This is a genomic window from Streptomyces sp. NH27 (assembly GCF_056859195.1).
The window spans coordinates 1-19,322 of record NZ_JACEGK010000004.1; the positions used below are offsets into that span (position 1 = coordinate 1).

Below are 19,322 nucleotides of genomic sequence, written 5' to 3' on the forward strand. Positions count from 1 at the left end.
GTGCTGCTGCCGACCCCGTGGCCCGCTCCACGGCGAGCATCGCCGCCAGGCAGCCCGCGTCGCCGTCGAGCACCCCGGGTTGCGGGCTCGCACCGGCCGCGGCCGCGGCCAGGTCGACCGCCGCAGTCGCCCACCGGGCGATCTCCGTGTCGTCCAGCAGGGCGGCGAGCCGGCTGAGTGCATAGGCGATCCCGCCGAGGCCCGCGAAACCCGCGCCGATGGCGGGCAGGTCGGCCGGCCGGTCGCCCAGTGCGGTGAGCAGGCCGGGCAGTGGGGCCAGCGCGCGCCGCGCGACCGAGGTGTACCGCTCGGTGCCGGTGAGGTCGGCGAGTTGGGCCAGGAAGAGCGCCGTGCCGCAGTAGCCGTGCGGCAGTCCGGCGCCCTGCGGCTGGACCGCCCAGATCCGATCGTCCAGGGGTTCCAGACCCAGCCAGTTGACTCGTCGGCCGTCATCCTGCGCGCTGGCCAGGATGCGGTCGGCTATTCCGCAGGCGGCGGCCAGCAGCCGCTCGGCGTCGGGCACGGTGGCGGCCGGCAAGCCGGTCGGGGCGACGGCGGTGCGGGGTGCGTCGGCGCGGCGCCGGGTCGCGAGCGTCGCGCGGATCATCCATTCCTGGTCGAAGCGGTCCGTCTCGCCCATCGCCGCGATCCGGCGCCCGGCCCGGGCCAGGCCGCACTCGGTGACCAGGCCGTCGACTTTCAGCGGGCCGACCGCCAGGAACGTCGTCCCGGGGGAGCAGGCGGCCACGGGGATGTCGCCCGCCCACAGTTCGGCCACCTCGGCGCTCGCCAGCGCACGCAACCCCGGGTCATCTGCCGAGTCGCGCCACAGCACGTCGAAGAGCCGGTCCCGGTCGAGTGCGTCGCGCAGCACGTCGGGATGGGTGGACTCGTCCAGCAGGCTCGCGTACCAGCGGGTGGGACGGAGCACCGCCCGCGTCACGTCGTGCGTGAAGCGGGACAACAGGCCGTCGGGGCCGGTGAGTTCCGTGCGGTGGCCGGCGATCACGTCGTAGCCTGCCCGGAAGCCGGCAAGGAGGGACTCCACGTGCACGGCGGGGTCGGCTTCGGCGTCGCGAAGCCGCGGCCGATTGGCCGAGCCGCGGAACACCCCCACGGTCCGGATCAGTTGCATCTCGTCCGTCCCGGGCGCCGACCAGCCGGTCACCTCCTCGGGCAGCGGGGTGTCCCGGTCGCCGCCGAGGCCGGAGACGTCCAGTACGCCGTGCTCGCCGACCAGGAAGAACGGCAGCAGAGCGGTCCGTGCGACCGATGCCGTCAGCACCGCCTGCGCCGGGTCGCCGTTGGTGGGTTGGTGCAGGTCAGGATGGAAGAGCGTCTCCAGGTCCACCAGGACGGGCTGGTCCGCACAGGCGATCAGGTTCTCGAAGTGCATGTCGGTGGCGCCGAGTGCGTGGATCAGCGCCAGCAGGGCGCCGAGCCGCCAGTAGAACCGGCCCACCTCGGCCGGGCCCGTGCACGGTGCGGCCGCGGCGTACTCGACCCAGCCGTAGCCCGATCGTTCGAGCACGGCCAGATCGCGCAGATCCAAGCCGGCCAGGCGGGAGTTGAGCCAGCGGACGGTGTCGTTGAAGTGCCCGTGCACGGTGACCGGGCGGGGCTTGAACACCACACAGGCGCCGTGTTCGAAGGACAGCACGGCGACCGCCCGGCCGCCCTGGTGGCGGTCGCCGGCGCCCGTGTGCACCCGAACCAGCAGACCGGGGTCGACGCCGGCGAGGAGACCGTCGATCAGTTCGGTCCGGTCGGCGGCGAACCGCCGCAGCAACTCGGTCCATGCCTCCACGGCCTGATCGCAGCACTGTGCCAACAGCCTTGCCAGGACCGGATACTCGGTGACCAGGGCGTGCAGTCCGGGCCGTGCCGAGCTCTGCCGGACGAAGTCGCGGAACCGGTCTTCCGGAGTGCTGCCGCGCAACTGCTCGCGCACTCTGAGCACGTTGAGTTCGAGCACCAGGGTCCGCCGGGCAAGCTGTACGAGCGCCCTGCTCAACTGGTCGGTGAAGCAGCCTCGGACGGCCTTCGGGTCGGTCAGCCCCCCAAGACCGCACCGATCGACGGCACTCAGCAGCCGCGTGGCCGCCGTCTCGGTGAACGGCGCGAGCACCGTGGCAAAGCCCGCCGACCACGAGCAGTCGGCGGGCAGCGGCGGCTCGAGTGGAGCGCAGTCCAGCGCGTGCGCGACCGTGGTGACCCAGGCGGGCTCGTCGATCCGGCCGGCCAGGGCCGCGGGCTCCTCGGCGAGCAAGGCGCACAGACCGTCCTCGTCCAGCCCCATATCCGCCAGCCGCGTGCGCAGCAGCGCGGGCGAAGAGTGGTCGGACTGCCAACTCTCCGTCAGGCCGGTGGTGTTGGTGGACTTCGGGGGTGGCGGCAGCCGCTCGGCCAAGGCCACGCCGCCGACCCACCACGTCTGTGGATCGATCACGCCCGCGATCCTGCCACCGACGGCCCGTACGTCCTATGGGGGACGGCCCCCATATTCCGGTGCGGGTGGTGGCCGCGGCCGGCCGGCGCGGGGGAATGCGGGGGACGGTCCCCATAGGAAGCCGGTATCCGGCAGGCGACGCTCGATCCATCACGACGACGGTCTCGGCGTGGCCGAGCACCGAGGGTGTGGCCGGACAGGTTTCCGGTCCGGCCGCATTCGACGCCGCACCCGTGCCGACGCGGCTGCGGCAGTGCCTGGACGGCGGCGGTGCGGGTCTCGCAGGGCTCCTGCGGACCTCCGAGAGCGGGATACCGGATCGAGGTGACGCCTGGGATGTGCGCAATGTACGTGACCGCCCGCGCATGTGTCCCAGCCGGCAGCCCTGACGCCGTGGTCTTCGGCACGTACACGAACTTCGTGGAGGCACGCCATGAGCGATGACCAAGCCGTCGAGCAGCCGGCGCCGAGCCCCGACACCGTTCAAACCCCCGTGCCGAGCCGGGAGTTCACCGCTGTCCCCGCGGACGACGACTTCCGGCCCGGCGCCACGGGGCGCGGCGCCGGGCCGGCCGGCCCGGCCGCGCGCGCTCTCGCCCGCCGGTCCCCGGCCGCCCGCGCCGCGAGCCGAAGACTCGCCCGGCAGCGGCCGCACCGGACGGTCCTGGCCTATCAGCGCGCCTTCCGGCACGGGACGTCGGGAGCACGGGAGCGGGCCCGGCTGGAGGCGGCGCTGCTGCTCGGTGGACACCACCCGATGCAGGAAACCGACGCGGCGCGCCTGGAGGCCGCGGTCGCCGAGGCGAGCGCCGTCGCAGCGGTGATCGAGGCCCCCCGCAGGCAACTCCTGCTGGCGGTGGACGCCGTGTTCCGCGGCAGCTTCGCCGAGGCGGCCGCGCTGGTGGATACGGCGTGGGAGGACATCGACCGGCTGCGGCTGCTCGGCCTCGGAAGCTATGCGCTGGCCGTGAAGGCAGTGATCCACGCCCACCAGGGTCACCGGGACGCGCTGGCCGATGCCTCGGTGCGATTCGACGACTGGCGCGGGGACCGCGAGGACGAGGTCCCGATCGTGGAGGGGCTCGGCCACGCGGTCTGCGAGTTGTTGCACGGCGCCGGCGAAGCCGCACGGGCACGCCTGCACCGGCTGCACGCCGGAAACGGTGACCGTGCGGGGAGTGGCGACCGTGCGGGGAGCGGCGGGCGTGCCGGAAGCGGTGACCGTGCGGGGAGCGGCGGGCGCGCCGGAAGCGGCGACCGCTCCGACACCCACCACCTGTGCGGCCCGTACGGCCTCACCCTTCTGCTGGACTGCGTGGACGGCTCGGCGGGCCGGGGCGACCATGCGGCGATCTTCGCCCACCCCGCCGGCCGACTGCCGTGGAACGCGTTCTTCGTCCACCTCGCCGACGCCGTGCTGGCCGGCCGCGAAGGCGATTCGCCCGCCGCCGAGACCGCACTCGGGCAGGCGCTGGTGGCCGCGGCGAGCTATCCGCCGGCTCGCCACCTCGGCCTGGGGCTGGTCGCCCGCACGGCTGCCCGTGATGGCTGGGGCGAGCCGATCCGCTGGCTCCAGGAGGCCGAACTGTTCTATGCGGCGCAGGGCATCCACCCCGCCGCACGACACTGCCGAAGTCAGCTGCGCGACCTGGGCGAGCCGGTGCGGCAGCGCCGGCACGGCAGCGCCGACGTGCCCGAACGGCTGTGGCACCTCGGCGTGACAGTACGCGAGTTCGAGGTGCTCACCCGGCTCGGCCGCCGCCACACGAACCGTGAGATCGCGGCCGAACTCCATCTGTCGCACCGCACGGTCGAACGGCACGTGGCCAACCTCCTGGAGAAGACACAGGCCGCCAACCGCCGGGAACTGGCCGCGCTCCTCGCCCAGGGGCCGAGGGAGCCGGTCGGCGCGCGCGGGTGACCACCGCTCGCGCCGCCGCGCTGCCGTCGGCCATGACCGTGCCATGACCGTGCCTGGATCGGCTGATGTGGCAATGCCGCCGGGGAACAGGCCGTACCCGGAGAGGATCGCGCTACCCCAGATGAGACGTACAGCACCTCATATCCCGTTGAGCGTCGAGGAGTTGGTCGGCGCCTGCCTCGACGGCGCGTCCCTGCTGGTGGAGATCGCCGGCGAACCCGGCAGCGGCAGGACCCGGTTGCTCGGTGAACTCGCCGCCGACGCGCGTCGGGGCGGGCTGTTCGTGGCGTACGGCCTCCAGGCGGCGACATCGCCGGGCCGCGGCGTGCTGCGATGTCTGGACGATCTGGATCGGGCCGGCGCCGAGATGGCGCAACCGCTACAGCGAGTGCTGGCCGAGCCCCCCTCCGTGCCGACCGTGATCACGTACACGGTGTCGACCGGCCAGATGCCGATCTGGCTGGTGTCCTGTCTCGCCGGAGCCAGCGAGACCTACCGGACCCACCGGATCCCGGTCGGGCCGCTGACCCCGGCGGCTTTTGCCGCCCAACTGCCGCCTGACACCGGGCCGATGCGTGAGGGTCTGCTGTATGAGCTGAGCGGCGGCGTCCCGGGCTGGCTCGACCTGTTGAGCAATCTGACGTCCCATCAGTTACGAGAGCTGGCGGCCACCGACCGCACACCGGGCACCATCCCGCTGCCCGCCAACTGTCCTCCGCTGCGCGAACTGGGCGGACTCGCCCCGGAGCAGATCGAGGTGGCCCGCTGCGCGGCCGTGCTCGGAGATCCGTTCGCCCCTTCACTGGTGGCAGCCGTCGCCGACCGCGAGACGCGAGCGGTACTGACCGTGCTCGACGAACTGGTGGCACGCGACCTGATCCGCCCGGTCGACGGTGGAGCACCGCTGTTTCGCTTCCGCCATCCGTTGCTGCGCACGCTGCTGTACGCCAGAACGCCCCCGGGGCGGCGCATCACCGCACATACGAGAGCCGCGGAAGCGCTGGAGCGGGTCGGCGCACCCGTCGTGCAGCGCGCACCGCATCTGGCGCGGTCCGCCGAGCAGGGCGACCGGCAGAGCGCGGGCCTGCTGGCCCGCGCAGCGCGCAACGTGCTGGACACCCGGCCGGCCACCGCGGCGTCATGGCTGCGAGCCGCCCTGCACATCCTGCCCGAAGCCCCCGGCGACCCCGAAGACCCCGAAGCCCCCGACGACATCAGGCCCACCGAGCGCTTCCGCATCGCGGCGCTGCTGTATCACGCGGCCGAACGCACCGGCCAGTACGCCGAGTGCCGGCGCCTCCTGCCCGCCTTGCTGGCGGCCCCGGGGAACGAAGCCACCTCCGCGACCTGTTCCGGGGGTCTGCTGGACAGGGCTCTGATCGTGGACCTGCACACCCGGCTGGAATCCGGCCTGGGGCGTCGCCGTCTCGCACGGGCGCTGGTGGACGCCGAGTTGGCGGCCACTCCGCCGCCCGGCGCCCACGGCGAGCGCATCCTGCGCCTGCGGATGGCCGCGATGGCCGCGGTCGAGGGTGACCTGCCGACCACCCGCGGCCACGTGTACCAGGCACTTCGGCACGCCCCCCGCGCTTCCGACGTGCTGCGCATGGATGCCGCGGCCACGCTCGCCCTGGCGAAGGCGATGACCGGCGGCGCGCCGGAGTTGCCCGGACCTGTTCGCCGTCCCGACCCGACACCTCCGGCGTACCCAGCTGACCGGTCCGCCCGGGCCGGGGCCGTCGACGCCGACGGGACCCTGGAGGCCGGCCGGCCGGCCGACGCGCTGGGCGACTTCGAACTGGCCGCCAGGCGGGATGCCGTTGCCCGCCTGGGCTGGGTCCTCAACCTGGCGGAGCGGTACGGTGACGCGCTACGGCTGTTCACCCGGGCGCTGGCAATCGCGCGCCGTACGGGGCGCGTTGCCGCGTTGCCGCCGCTGCTGCTCGGCCGCGGCTACGGGCATGCCGCGCTCGGCAGCCTGCCCGCCGCACTGCGCGACACCCGTGAGGCGGAAGAGACCGCACTTGCGCTCGGCGACGGTGAACGTGCCTGCTGGGCACGGTTGTTGCGCGCCTGGACCACCCTGTGGTGCGACGGCCCGGACGGCGCGGCGGAGCTCGCCGATCATGTGCTGCGGCAGCATCCGGGTCCTGGGGCGCTGGGGGAGACGGCGGCCGGCGTGCTGGGGTGGGTCCGGCTGGCCCAGGGGCGTCCCGAGGAATGTCTTGAGCTGGTGCTGCCGGCTGCCCGGAGTACGGCTCGGCCGCCGGTGGCCGGAGCGCGGGTGCTGTGGTGGTCGGCGGCGGCCGCGGCGGCGTCGGAGACGGGCGGGGCCGCGGCCGCCCGGGAGTACTCCGCCCAGGCCGCGGACGGAGCAACCGCCTTTCCGACCGCGGGAGTTCGCGCCGAGGCCCTGCGCGCGCAGGCCCGGCACACGCCGGACGAGGCCGCCGTACGGTTGCTCTGCGCCGCGGTGGAGCTGTCGGCCGTGGCCGGCCTGGCGGTCCTGGAGTGCCGGGTCCGGCTCGAACTGGCCCAGCGGCTGGTCGCGGTGGGCCGGCTGGAGGACGCCGCCACCGAGGTGGGCCGGGCGAAGGAGCGGGCCGATCGGATGAGCGCCCGCTGGCTGCGCGGATCTGCCGTCGACCTCCAGCGCAGGATCGGGGCCTGCCGGCCGCGCCGGACATCCGCGCCGCAGGGTCCCCGCGGTCCGGTGGGGGAGGTGCTGTCGGTGCGGGAGGAGCAGATCTTCGACATGGTCTGCCAGGGAATGTCCAACAGGGAGGTGGCCGGTGCGCTGTTCGTCTCCGTCAAGACTGTCGAGGCGCATCTGACCAGGATCTTCCGCAAGACGGGCGCCCGTTCACGGTCCTCCCTGGTGGCCGCCTTCGCCACCGTACGGCCGGTTCAGGTGTGACTCCATCCGGCGGCGAGCGGGGTCGGCGCGCTTCGTCGGCTCCCCGCGGCGCCCGGATGGTACGGCGGCCCTCCCGGCCACCGCACCGGCCGCCGGGGCCGTACGCCGGCTCAGGGGACCGGGGCCGTGGCCGTGGCCGGGAGGGGGGCGTCCCAGTGGCCGACGAGGGCGGCGTACCCCGGGTGCGTGGCGAGTAGTTCGGTGTGGCTGCCGAACGCGTGACCGTCCGCGTCCAGGATCAGCACCCGGCCGGCCCGGGCGGCGCTGCTCAACCGGTGGGCGACCACGACCAGCGTGCCCGGGCGGCGGGCGAAGGCCGACTCCACGGCGGCCTCGGCCGCGGGGTCGAGGTGGCAGGTGGCCTCGTCCAGGATCACCAGCCGGGCGGCCGAGGCGTACACCCGGGCCAGCGCGATCAGTTGGCGCTCCCCGCTGGACAGCGTGCCGGCCGGGTCCGTGAGTTCGGCGCCGTGGCCGCCGAGCCGGGCCAGCAGCGGGCCCATGCCGACCGCCGCGGCGGCCCGGTCCAACGCGTCGTCGGAGGCGTCCGGCGCCAGGTAGGCCATGTTCTCCCGCAGGGTGCCTGGGAAGACGTACGCCTCCTGCGGCACCAGGGCGACCGCAGCCGCGCGTTCGGCCTCGGGCAGCCCGGCGATCGCCCGCCCGCCCAGTACGACCCGGCCCGTGTCCGGCCGCCCGATCCCGGCCAGCAGCCCGGCGAGCGTCGACTTGCCCACGCCGCTGGGTCCGACCAGGGCGAGGTGGCCGGCCGCGGGGATGGTGAAGGACACGTCGCGCAGGACGGGTGCGGAGTGCGGACCGTAGGCGAAGGTGAGCCCGTGTACGGCGAGATCCGCGCCGGCGGTGCGGGTGGGACCCTCGGTCGGCGCGGGCGGTTCGGGCCGGGCGGAGGTGGCCGCCAGCCGGGCGGCCAGCACGCGGAGTTGGCTCCAGTAGCCGGCCACCGACCCGGTCATCTGCTGGAGGGCCGGGATCAGGTACGCGGTGACGTAGCTGACCGCGCCGATCACCGCCCCCGGCGACACCACCCCCTGGCGCACCAGGGACGGCCCGGCGAGCAGCAGACCCAGTACCGGGAGCTGGCCGCCGATCAGGATCACCGGGACGCGGAGCGCGTTCGCCCAGGCCACGGTGGTCGCTGCCCGGGCGGCGTCGTCGGCCGCCCGGTGCACCTCGGCCAGGGCCTCGCGGCGAGCCCCGAGGGCGGCCACATCGCGCGCCGCCCCGACCACCGCGCCGGTGGCGGCGGCCACCCGCTCCTCCGCGAGCAGGAAGGCGGCCCGGCGCCGGGTGAGGGCGCGCATCGCCGGGACGAAGGCCGCCACGGCCACCAGCAGCGGCACCGCGACCACGAGCGCCATCCGCAGGTCGAGGGAGGCCAGGCCGAGCAGCGCGGCCAGCAGGTTCACCGCGAGCGGCAGCGCCGTTCGCAGCAGCGCGGAGACCGTGCCGCGCACCGCGTCCACCTGGCTGCTCAACCGGGTCACCCCGGCGGCGTCGGGGCCGGCCCCGGGCAGTCCCTCGTACACCGCCCGGCGCAGCGCCCCGCGCACCACCCGGCGCACCAGCTCGTCCCGCATCGGCTCGACGATCGCGGCCAGCGGGTCGAACACCGCCCGTTGGGCCGCCGCGCGCACGCAGTACAGTGCGGCGATCCCGGTCAGCCAGAGGATCCCGGCCATCGGCCGACCGGCCAGGAAGCCGTGGTCGAGAGCCGTGGCCAGCATGCGGCCGGAGGCCAGCGCGGGCGCCGCCTGGACGGCCGACCCGCCCAGCGCCCGGACAAGCGACCGCCGGGAGCCGGCTGTTGACTCCTTCAGCAGCCGCAGCCCCGGGTCAGACCTCACGATGTCCGGCATACTGCCCCCTGCCCGTCTCGTCGCGCGTCTCGTCGCCCACGTCGTCGTGCACGGCGTCATCGGTCCTTCGGGAGCCGTCTTCGGCTCCGTCCGCGGCGACCACCGCCCGGTACGCCGGGTCGCGCCACAGCTCGGCGTGCGTTCCGCGGGCCCGGACCCGGCCGCCGTCCAACCAGACCACCTGGTCGCAGCGGGCGGCCGTGGCCACCCGGTGGGCCACCACGATCCGGGTGCGCCCGGCGAGCGCGCCGGTGACCGCCGTGCTGACCTCGGACTCGGTGACGGTGTCCAGGCCGGAGGTGGCGTCGTCCAGCACATAGACCCGGGCCGAGCGGGCCAGGGTGCGGGCCAGGCCGAGCCGTTGGCGTTCGCCGCCCGACAGGGGCACCCGCTCCAACGGGGTGTCGTAGCCGTCGGGCAGCTTCCGGATGAAGCCGTCCGCGGCGGCGGCCCGCGCGGCCTCGTGCACGCCGGCCCTGGGCAGCCCGGGTCGTCCGTAGCCGATGGCCTCGCGCACGGTGCCGCCGAGCAGGGCGGGCCGTTCGAAGGCGTACGTGACCGCGCCCCGCAGGTGCTCCTCAGCCAACTCCCGCACGGGGCGGCCGTCGAGCAGCACCTCGCCCTCGTCCGGGTCCGCGAGCCGGCCGGGGAGCCCGGCGAGCACGCTCTTGCCCGAGGCCGTGCGGCCGACGAACGCCACGCAGGCGCCGGCCGGGATGTCCAGGTCGATCCGGTCCAGCACCGCCGCCCCGGCCGGCTTCTCGGAACCCGCCGCCGCGGTCGGCTGGTTGGAACCCGCTGCCCCGGCGGCCCGGACGGTGACCCCACGGAAGGACACCGCGCCCGCCCCCGGACCGGGGGCCTCGGTCCCGTACCGGACACCCGCGTGCGCGAAGGTTCCGGCGAGGCGGCCCGCGGCGGCGCGCGCCTGGGCGAGCGTGAAGAACACGTCGATCTGCTGCACCGCCGGGAAGGCGAGTTGGAGGTAGCCGGCCACCGCCACCAACTCCCCGGGCGAGAGCCGCCCGTCCACGACGCCCAGGCCCGCCACGGCGAGCACCAGCGCCTCGGTCAGCGAGATCAGCAGGCCGAACTGCCAGACGGTGCCCTTCTGCAGCCGCCATATCCGGTACCCGGCCGTGGACACCTCCCGCAGGGGTGCGAGCACCCGGTCCGCCTCGCGGTCGAGCGTGCCGGAGGCCCGGATGGTCCGGGCGCCGGAGAGCGCGGCCAGCAGCCGGACGGCGATGCGTGACTGGGCGGCCAGATAGTCGCCCTGGACCCGCGTCACCCGGCCCACGAAGCGACGGGCGATCAGCACCGTCAGGGGGACGCCCAGCAGGAACGCGAGCCCGCAGCGCCAGTCCAGCCACCACAGGGCGGCCAGTGCCGCGGCCGAACCGGCCACCGTCACACCCCAGTCGGCCACCGCGACGGGCAGCGCCCCGGCCTGCTGGGCGGCCTGGGTGACCTGGGTGACCGCCTCGCCGGTCGGTACCGGCGAGCGCCCGCCCAGGCCGAGCAGATGCCTGACCGTACGCAGTTGCAGCCAGCGGGTCCCGAACGCGGCGCAGGAGACGCCGAGCGGTGCCATCAGCGTGTCGCAGACCGCGCCGCCCGCCATCACCGCGCCCCAGGCCAGCGCCGGGCCGGTACCGCTCCGGCCGTGCAGCACCGCGTTCACCGCGGCGGCCAGCAAGGCGGGCAGGGCCAGCGAGGCGGCGGTGCGCAGCACCATCAGGGCGACCAGCAGGGACAGTTGTCCGCCGGTGTGCCGGACGGCCCCGGCCAGCAGCCGACCCGCGCCCTGCGGGTGGTGACCGCTCCCCGGCCCCGGTTCGTTCCTCGTCACGCGATCGCCTCTCTTCCCCTCGCCGCACGGACGTCCCCCCGGGTACGCGGGAGGGGCGCCAGTACAGGTCCGGCACCCCTCCCGCACCCACTAGTTGGAGACCGTGCAGGTCTCCCCGCCACAGGTGCTGCCCGTGCCGCAGGTGGGTCCGCCGCAGGTCTCCGTGCTCAGCAGGGACGTGTTCTCCCTGTCGGCCGGTAGCACTTGGAGGGCGTCCAAGTCGAGTTCCATCCGGTGGCTCCTTTCTGTGATGCGCTCGGGGCCGTCAGCCGGTGACGGTGCAGGTGTCCTTGCAGGTGTTGCCGGTACAGGTCCAGGTGCACTGCATCTCGTTGGTGTCCTGGTCGCCGGGCAGGGTCTGCAGGGCGTCGAGGTCGAGTTCCATCGGGTTCTCCGGACTACTCGGTGAGGGTGCAGGTGGCGGGGCAGGAGTAGGTGCTGCAGGTCCAGGTGCACTCCATCTCGGTGGTGCCGTCACCACCGGGGAGCAGTTCCAGCGCTTCGATGTCGGAGCTCATGGTTTTCTCCTTCTCGGTCGACGTGCTCAGTTGGTGGAGGTACAGGTCTCCGCGCCACAGGTGTGGCCGTAGCCGCAGGTGACGGTGCACATCATCTGCGTGGTCGGCTCCTGCTCGGCCGGCAGGGCCTGGAGGGCGTCGAGGTCGATGTCCATGGATTCCTCCTCTCGGGGTGTCGTGAAGTGCGGGGCGGCCACGCGCCGTTGCGGGCGCGCGGGCGGGTTTCCCTCCGCGGTCAGGGGCGGTCCGCCATCCAGGGGCGCGGGCCGCCGTGGTCGAGCCGCAGGAGGAAGCTGATGACGCCGGCGGTTCCGGTCTGGTAGCCGGCGGTGAAGGCGGTGGCGCCCTCGTCCGGGACCAGGCGCAGGCCCCCCACGACCGAGTGCCGTGCGTACAGCACCGTGGCCAGGTCCTCGGCCCAGGCGCGGTAGGGGCCGTCGGGCCGGGCCGCCGCGAGGTCGAGCAGGAACTCGCCGTCTCCGGCGAGGCCGTGGCAGACGGCGGTGGGGGAGGTCCATGCGGCGGCGCGGACTGCCTGGGCCGCTTCCTGCGCGAGTCGGAGATGGCGTTCCGTGCCGGTGGCCTGCCACAGCCGCAGCAGGAAGGTGCCGACGCCGGAGGAGCCACTGCACCAGTGGTAGATCAGCCCGGTGCCGGGCTTCTCGTCCATGTCGGAGCGCCAGCGGGCGCCGACCTGACCGCGTTCGGCCTCGGCCGCCAAGGTGTCCCCGGCCGTCACCGCCAGGTCCAGGGCGGACTGCCGGCCGGTCGCGTCGGCCGCGGCCAGCAGGAACGCGCCGATCCCGGCGACGCCGTGCGCGAACCCGAGGTGCCGGATGCCCGCCAGTTTGGAGTCGAAGTCCGGGGGGATCTGCCAGGTCACCCGGTCCGCGGTGCGGTCGGCGGCCGCGACCAGCGCGTCGGCGCACTGCGCGACCCGCTCCAGGAACTCCCGCCGCCCGGTGGCCTGCCAGAACTTGAGGTGTGCGAGCCCGGAGCCCGCGGCCCCGTGGCAGATGTCCGGGTTGGGCCACACCACCGGGAGCGAGAGCGCCAGGTCGGCGGCGTGCGTGGCGAGCGTGTCGTCGCCGAGGTGCCGGGCGGCGTCGTACAGCGCCCAGGCGGTGCCGGCGCGGCCGAAGTAGAGGCCGGGCAGCAGTTGCGGCACGGCCGTGCGGCGCCGGTCGATCCAGGCCGCGACGCGCCGGACGGCGACCCGCAGCTCCGGACGCTCCAGCGTCCGGTCGGCCCGTACCAGCAGGCCCAGCACGCCGGCCGCGCCGTACTGCACGTTGCAGGGGTCGGTGCCGTCCCCGAACGCGCTGCCGGACCAGAGGCGTTGGGCGGGGCCGTCGGGATCGGCCATGCCTCTCAGCAGGTGGGTGAGGCCGTCGTCCACCAGCCCGGCCCGGATCTCCCGGCCGGCGGCGGGGCGGCCGGGGCGGCCGCCGGAGAGCCAGACCGGGACCGGCACGGTGTCCGTCTCGGCCGCGTCTCCCGCTGTCTGCGCGCTTTCCGCTGTCTCCGCGGCGGCCGCCCCGGCGTCAGCCGCCGCACCAGCGGCTGCCTCCGCTGCCTTGGTTGTCCCGGCTGTCCTGGCGATCTCGGCTGCCGCGTCCGCGAGGAACCCGGCCAGTCGGGCCAACGTCCAGCGGTCCTCCGGGCGTTCCGCCATCAGGCCGAGGATCGCCGGGGTGAGCAGCCGGGCGGCCGGACGCTCCTCGCCGAGCAGGGAGAGCACCAGGGCGATGCGCTCCCCGGCCGTGCGGTCGGCGGGGGCGGTCGCGGGCTGCGCGACGCCGGAGGCGTGCGGGGCGTCCAGCGCGTCCGGCGCGTCCGGCGCGTGCGGGCCGTCCGTCGGATGCGGGCCGTCCGTCGGGTGCGGGGTGTGCGGGTCGTGCCGGCCGTCCGGGGCGAAGGACGGCGGTATCCCGGTGGCCAGGAAGTACAGCACTCCACCGAGGGCGTAGCGGTCGACCTCCGTCCCGAACGCGGGCCCGACCCGCGGCTCCGCGGTCTGCTCGGGCGAACCGAACCCGGGGGTGTAGACGCGCAGGATGCGGCTGCCGGGGGTGGTGGCCCACTCGGCGTCGATCAGCACCAGCCGGCCCTCGGGCGTGACCATGATGTTGTTCGGCGTGTAGTCCTGGTAGACGATGCCGCGCCGGTGCACCTCGTCGAGCAGCGAACGCAGCTTCTCCGCCAGCGCCAGCACCTGCGGGACGGGGATGAACCCGGGCTCGGCCCGCCGCTCGGTGACCCAGGAGGCGAGCGCCTGCCCGGGCACCAGGCTCTGCACCAGGAAGGCGTGGCCGTCCTCCTCGAAGGAGGCCACCAACTCGGTGCACAGCCCGGTGAGCGGCACGAGGTTGGCCGCCTCCCGGCGCAGGCAGGCCCGGGCGTCCTCGCCGGTCACGTTCACCGCCACGTGCGCGCGGGCCTGCTTGACGATGACCTCGGCCCCGGTGTGCTGGTCGAGTGCCCGGTACACCCCGCCGCGGGCCGAGTGCCGGATCGCCTCCCGCACGACGAACCGGTCCGCCAGCAGCACCGGTTTGGCGCTCTGCGCGGTGGCCGGACGTCCCGGGTCGCCGGGGAACGGCAACTCCGCCCAGGGCGGGGGGCTGAACCACGCCTTGCGGTGGTCGTCCACCAGCGTCCCGTCCGGGGCCCGCAGGCGTACGTCGAAGGAGCCGTCGTTGCCCAGCACCCGTACGCCGTGGAAGCCGCCGTAGCGGTAGTGGACCAGGCTGCCCTTGCGGTAGGGGCGGTCGGAGAGGATGGCCGGGCCGGGCAGCCCGGCGGTCGCGTCGTCCAACCGGGCGGCGAGCTGCCGCAGTTGGTCGTCGTCCCGGGGATACGCGGTGATGATCTTGCCGCACTGGGCGCGGTCGTAGTTGCCGGAGGTCATCTCCTCGACGGTTCCCAGGTCCCGGGCCGTCTTGAAGGCGCATCCGGCTCGGACCAGGACCCCGGCGGCCCGGTGCAGGACCTCCGGCGCGGACAGCCGGGTCGCCGAGATGTGCAGCTTCCACCCCTGCACCCGGGGCTCGTGCTTCAGAGGGGTCACCCGGCACCAGACGCCGTCCTCCTCGACCTGCCAGTCCTGCTCGTCCAGCGCGGTGAGCACGGAGCGCACCACGTCCCGCAGAGAAAATGTGAGCAAGAGAACCCACTCCCAACGCCCGGCTGACGGAGCCGGACGCCCGGCTCGCGAACGGCCCCACTCTGGCCGCGGCCGGTGCCGTCGAGCATTGGGGAAATCCCTATGCCTGCCGCCTGGCGCGGGCGGTCCACGTATCAGCCGCATCGCCGTCAGCGAGTACCACCGGCCGCGCCGCGAGCGTGGCCTCGACGGCCGACCGGGCCTTGGACATCCTGGGCTTGTTCACCGAGGCCCGGCTCTCCGTCAGTGGCCACGAGGCGGCGCGGGCTGTGGGGACCCGCGCGAAAAGGGGGCTACCCGAGTGGCTCAGGCACCGATGGCACCGGTGGCGCGGGTGTCGTCGGGTGCGGCGTCGACGGCGTCGTAGTCGCTCTTGGAGGTGTTCGACAGGGGTACGTCGAAGCGGGTGGTGGCGGCCATCCATTTGGCGAAGACGGTGTCACCGCGGGCGATGAGCGCCTCGTACAGGCGCAGGCTCAGTTCGCGGCGCGTCCGGTCGTAGACGGGCACGTCGTGCACGTTGGTCAGTTCGTCCGGGTCCCTGCGCAGGTCGTAGAGTTCGTTGACGGACTCGGGATTGACCACCAGTTTGAAATCCGGGGTGCGCAACATGCGCTGCTGGTAGTGGAAGTGGTGGCCGTGGAACTCCGCCACCAGGTCGGTGCGCCAGTCCGCGGCCTCCTGCCCGTGCACCAGCGGCAGCAGGCTGCTGCCGTCGACGGCGGCCGAGGGATCGAGCCCGGCCAGGTCGAGAATCGTGGCGGTGCAGTCGGTCAGGGTGGTGAAGTGGTCGTCGACCCGGCCGGCGGGGGCCCCGGGGACGCGGAGCAGGCCGGGGATGCGGTAGATGTCGTCGTACATCGCCGGGCCCTTGTCGTTGAGGCGGTGGGCACCGGTGAACTCGCCGTGGTCGGCGGTGAAGAAGACGGCCGTGGTGTCGGTCCGGTCGAGCTCGTCGAGGACGTCCAGTACCCGGCCGATCTCGGCGTCGATCATCGAGACGTAACCCCAGTACACCGCGATCAGCTTGCGCCACTCGTCGGGGGAGAAGCTGTCCGCCGACCAGTAGGTGCTGTACTGCTGCTGGACCGGCGGCTTGCCCTGGAAGCTCTCCGCGAAGGAGTCCGGCAGTTCGACCACGGAAGGGTCGATCAGGTCGTAGTACTCGTCGGGGATGAGGTACGGCAGGTGAGGGCCGTAGAAGTGCAGGGAGAGGTGGAAGGGGCGGTCGGTGGCGGCGTAGCCGCGCAGCATCTCGATGGCGCGGTCGGCGAGGAAGCGTTCGAAGGTCGCCTCCACCGGCTGGTCGAGGCGGGCGGCGATGAGGTGGCCGGGGCGGTCGCCCGGCAGGGTGCCGCGTATACGGTCGCGGATGCGCACCGGGGGCAGACCTCGTACGGCGAGCCACTCCTGGTACTCGCGGTTCAGCACCGGGTTGATGGCACCGGGCAGGTACGGCCCGTCGAACCCGAAGTCGGCGGGCCGGCGCGTCTCTCCGACGTGCCACTTGCCGACCTGGCCGACCTGGTAGCCCGCGTCGCGCAGCGCCTGCGAGAAGGTGAACTCGCCCTCGGCGAGGTCGGTGCGGTAGCCGATGTTCCACTCGTCGTTGGCCAACAGGCCATGCCGGAAGGGTGATTTGCCCGTCAGCAGGCTGGCGCGCGCCGGGGTGCAGATGGCGGTGGGGGTGAAGGCATGGGTGAAGCGGGTGCCGCCGGCGGCGAGACGGTCCAGGTTCGGGGTGTGCGCGTGCGGGTTTCCGTAGGCGCCGATGGTGTCGATGCGGTGCTGATCCGTCATCAGGAAGAGGATGTTGCGGGCCTGTCGGGGCGTGTCCATCAGTGCTCCAGGGGTGTCATGCGGTCCCCGGCGTCGTCGCGGGGTGCGGTGCGGTAGGGGTGGTAGCCCTCGAGGACCGGCGAGTTGTGGTAGACGAGGGCGATCGCGCCGGTGACGGCGGCGGTGTCGCCGGCCCGGGCGCGGCTCACCCGCACGGCCTCGCGCATGGCCGGCAGAAGGTGGGCGTTGAGGGCCGCGGTGAAGGCCCGTTCCGTCTCCAGCGGGGCGTGCGCCAGCATCCCGCCGAGAACGATGCGGGAAATGTCCATGGTCGTCACGGCGGCGCCGACGGCGCGGCCGCACAGTTCGGCGGCCCGGGTCAGTTCCTCGGCGAGCGCGGGGTCCGCGGCCAGTTCGGCGAAGGACCGTCCGGCCCGCTTGACGCGGGCGCGGCGCAGGAGCACCGGCAGCGCGGTGTACGTCTCCAGGCAGCCCCGGGCGCCGCAGCGGCAGCGGGGTCCTTCCGGGTCGAGGCGTACGTGGCCGAGTTCGCCGGCCGCGCCGGTCGCGCCGCGGTAGAGGCGGCCGCCGATCACGATGCCCGCGCCGACGCCCTCGCCGAGGTGGAAGTACAGCAGGGAGCCGGTGGCGAGGTCGGTGCCCCAGCCGGTCTCGGCGAGCGCGGCCAGGCGCAGGTTGTTGTCGACATGCACCGGTGCGTCGAACTCCGCGGTGAGGCGGTCGGCCGCCACCCGCCAGGCGGCGTCGTGGGCGGACTGCCCCACCGGTCCCGCGACACCCATCCCGATGCCGGTGAGGCGGGTGGGTTCGACGCCGTGGTCCTGGTACAGGCGCCGCACCTCCTCGATGGCGATCCGCGCCCGGTCGAGCCAGTTGAGCGCCGGCCGGTGGCCGCGTACCGCGGTGCCGACGATCTGCTGCTGCGCGTCGGCGACGGCGACCGCGGTGGACGCGATCTGGAAGGCCACGCCGATGGAGCGGACGCTGCCCTGGGACAGGACGACGAGCCGGGTGGGGCGGCCGGGCCCGGCCCGGCGCTCCTCGGCCGCGGGCCGGTCCACGACCACCCCGTCGGCGATGAGTTCGGAGACGATGCTGGAGACGGTGGCGCGCGACAGACCCGTGCGCGCGATGAGCGCGGCCCGGCTGGTCGGCCCCGAACGCAGCAGGGCGAGGACCTGCTCGGTGTGCAGGCCCCGCACGGATCCCTTCATATTCCGTCAATCTCCTCGACATAATCCGGGGGACAGGGCGGATCTCACCGTACACAGAAGCCCAGGAAGCGCAAGGTTCGGGATCAACGGTGGAACTAATTATGTCTAAGTTATAGACAGAAAAACTCCGGTCCCGCACGCTGTTCGGCACGGCGCACCACCGAGCAGGCGAGGGGCGGGTCATGGTCATTGAGACGGACAGCGGGGCCGGGAAGGGCACTGCCGAGCGGGCGGTGCCGGCTCGGTCGGGTGTCCTCGCGGTCGCGCTCGCCGGCAGCGCCGTGGGGCTCATCTACGGGTACGACACGGGTGCCCTCTCCGGCGCCCTGCTCTCCCTGAAGCGCGACTTCGGTCTGAGTACCCACATGCAGGAGACCGTCACGTCCGCGGTCGGGGCCGGCTCCGTCATCGGCGCGGTACTGGCGAAGTCGGCCTGCGACCGGCTCGGGCGGCGCCGCACCATGTACGCGGTCTGCCTCGGATACGTGGTCTTCTCCGCGCTGTCCGGGATCGCACCCGACCTGGCCACCCTGCTCGTGGCCCGTCTGCTGCTCGGTGTCGCCATCGGCGGCTCCGTGGTCGCGGCGCCCGTGTTCGTCGGCGAGTCGTCCCCCCTGCACCTGCGCGGCCGGTTGCTGGTCTGCTACCAACTCGCCACCACCGTGGGCATCGCCGCGTCGTACTTCGCCGACCTCGGGCTGGCGAACGGCGGCCGCAGCGACTGGCGATGGATGCTGGGCATCTCGGCGCTGCCCGCCGCGGTCGTCACCGTCCTGGTGGCCCGCCTGCCGGAGACCGGCCACTGGTACCTGATGCACGGCCGCACCGAGGAGGCCGCGGCGTCCCTCGCGCGTACGTGCAGCGCCGATGAGATGCCGGCGGAGATGGAGCGGATACGCGCCTCGCTGGCCACCGGGAAGCCCGGCACCATACGCGAGTTGCTGCGCCCGCCCTTCCGGCGCGCGGGCCTGTTCGTGATCGGGCTCGGCTTCTTCGTCCAGGTCACCGGGATCGCCGCGATCGTCGCCTACAGCCCGATCATCTACAAGAAGGTCGGCTTCACCAGCGACCACGCCGCGATCAGGGTCACCGCGATGGTGCAACTCGCGGCGATGCTCGGCGAAGTGCTGGCGCTGGTCCTGGTGGAGCGGCTCGGCCGCCGCCCCACCCTGCTGACCGGCATCGCCCTGATGGCAGTGGCCAACGCGGTCCTGGTCGGCGCCTTCGCCATGGGGGTGGGCCGCGGCACGACGATGGTGATCGCGGTGACGGGCGTGGTCCTGTTCCGGATCGGCTACTCGGCCGGCTTCGGCGCCATGGTCTGGGTCTACGCCTCGGAGGCGCTGCCCGCGCGGCTGCGCTCCACCGGCGCGTCCCTGCTGCTCACCGTCGACCTGCTGACCAACCTCATCATCACGCTCACCTTCCTGTCGGTGCTCACCTCGCTCGGCGGCGTCGCGGCCTTCGGGCTCTTCCTTGCGCTGTGCCTGGCAGCGGCCGCCTTCGCGCTGCGCTTCGCCCCCGAGACCCGAGGCCGCACCCTCGACGAGGTGGAGGGCTTCTGGACCCGGGGCGGTCGCTGGCAGACCGACTGAAACGGCCGTC

General features: G+C 73.9%; 12 protein-coding genes. 3 read left to right on the forward strand and 9 right to left on the reverse strand.

What is annotated here, in order from left to right; translation table 11 throughout:
• On the reverse strand, positions 1–2,449 hold a 2,449-nt coding region (locus AC13HU_RS01030), incomplete at its 3' end, for a type 2 lanthipeptide synthetase LanM family protein (RefSeq protein WP_483039753.1).
• A gap of 433 nt (positions 2,450–2,882) precedes the next feature.
• On the opposite strand from AC13HU_RS01030, the gene AC13HU_RS01035 reads away from it, so the two are divergent.
• Together AC13HU_RS01035 and AC13HU_RS01040 are read left to right on the forward strand one after the other, a co-directional pair.
• Complete coding sequence (locus AC13HU_RS01035; protein ID WP_483039754.1) at positions 2,883–4,370, forward strand: LuxR C-terminal-related transcriptional regulator; 1,488 nt, start codon at positions 2,883–2,885, stop codon at positions 4,368–4,370.
• Between the two features lie 121 nt (positions 4,371–4,491).
• Positions 4,492–7,287, forward strand: coding sequence for a helix-turn-helix transcriptional regulator (locus AC13HU_RS01040; RefSeq protein ID WP_483039755.1), 2,796 nt, complete (start codon positions 4,492–4,494; stop codon positions 7,285–7,287).
• Between the two features lie 110 nt (positions 7,288–7,397).
• On the opposite strand, the gene AC13HU_RS01045 is transcribed toward AC13HU_RS01040, so the two are convergent.
• The 8 genes from AC13HU_RS01045 to AC13HU_RS01080 all read right to left on the reverse strand — a co-directional run bounded on the left by AC13HU_RS01045 (position 7,398) and on the right by AC13HU_RS01080 (position 17,717).
• Positions 7,398–9,155: an ATP-binding cassette domain-containing protein gene (locus AC13HU_RS01045; RefSeq protein ID WP_483039756.1), complete on the reverse strand. Its 1,758-nt coding sequence runs from the start codon at positions 9,153–9,155 to the stop codon at positions 7,398–7,400.
• On the reverse strand, positions 9,145–11,019 hold the full coding sequence (locus AC13HU_RS01050; RefSeq protein WP_483039757.1) for an ABC transporter ATP-binding protein: 1,875 nt from the start codon (positions 11,017–11,019) through the stop codon (positions 9,145–9,147). The genes AC13HU_RS01045 and AC13HU_RS01050 overlap by 11 nt, the downstream gene beginning before the upstream one ends.
• 90 nt (positions 11,020–11,109) lie before the next feature.
• Positions 11,110–11,250 carry an ALQxL family class IV lanthipeptide gene (locus AC13HU_RS01055; RefSeq protein WP_483039758.1) on the reverse strand — a complete coding sequence of 47 codons (141 nt, stop codon included), beginning with the start codon at positions 11,248–11,250 and terminating at the stop codon, positions 11,110–11,112.
• Between the two features lie 34 nt (positions 11,251–11,284).
• Entirely contained in the window at positions 11,285–11,404 is a 120-nt protein-coding gene (locus tag AC13HU_RS01060; protein WP_483039759.1) for an ALQxL family class IV lanthipeptide, read from the reverse strand.
• A 159-nt stretch (positions 11,405–11,563) separates the two neighbouring features.
• A complete protein-coding gene (locus tag AC13HU_RS01065) occupies positions 11,564–11,692 on the reverse strand; it encodes an ALQxL family class IV lanthipeptide (RefSeq protein ID WP_483039760.1) in 129 nt (42 codons plus the stop codon).
• 80 nt (positions 11,693–11,772) lie between these two features.
• Positions 11,773–14,703: a class III lanthionine synthetase LanKC N-terminal domain-containing protein gene (locus tag AC13HU_RS01070; protein ID WP_483039761.1), complete on the reverse strand. Its 2,931-nt coding sequence runs from the start codon at positions 14,701–14,703 to the stop codon at positions 11,773–11,775.
• 306 nt (positions 14,704–15,009) lie between these two features.
• Complete coding sequence (locus AC13HU_RS01075; protein WP_483039762.1) at positions 15,010–16,542, reverse strand: sulfatase family protein; 1,533 nt, start codon at positions 16,540–16,542, stop codon at positions 15,010–15,012.
• Positions 16,542–17,717 (reverse strand): ROK family transcriptional regulator, encoded by a 1,176-nt coding sequence (locus AC13HU_RS01080; RefSeq protein ID WP_483039763.1) that lies wholly within the window; start codon positions 17,715–17,717, stop codon positions 16,542–16,544. Before AC13HU_RS01080 ends, AC13HU_RS01075 begins: the two co-directional genes overlap by 1 nt.
• 182 nt (positions 17,718–17,899) lie before the next feature.
• On the opposite strand from AC13HU_RS01080, the gene AC13HU_RS01085 reads away from it, so the two are divergent.
• Positions 17,900–19,312, forward strand: a complete 1,413-nt coding sequence (locus tag AC13HU_RS01085) for a sugar porter family MFS transporter (protein ID WP_483039764.1) — start codon at positions 17,900–17,902, stop codon at positions 19,310–19,312.
• Positions 19,313–19,322: the final 10 nt, after the last annotated feature.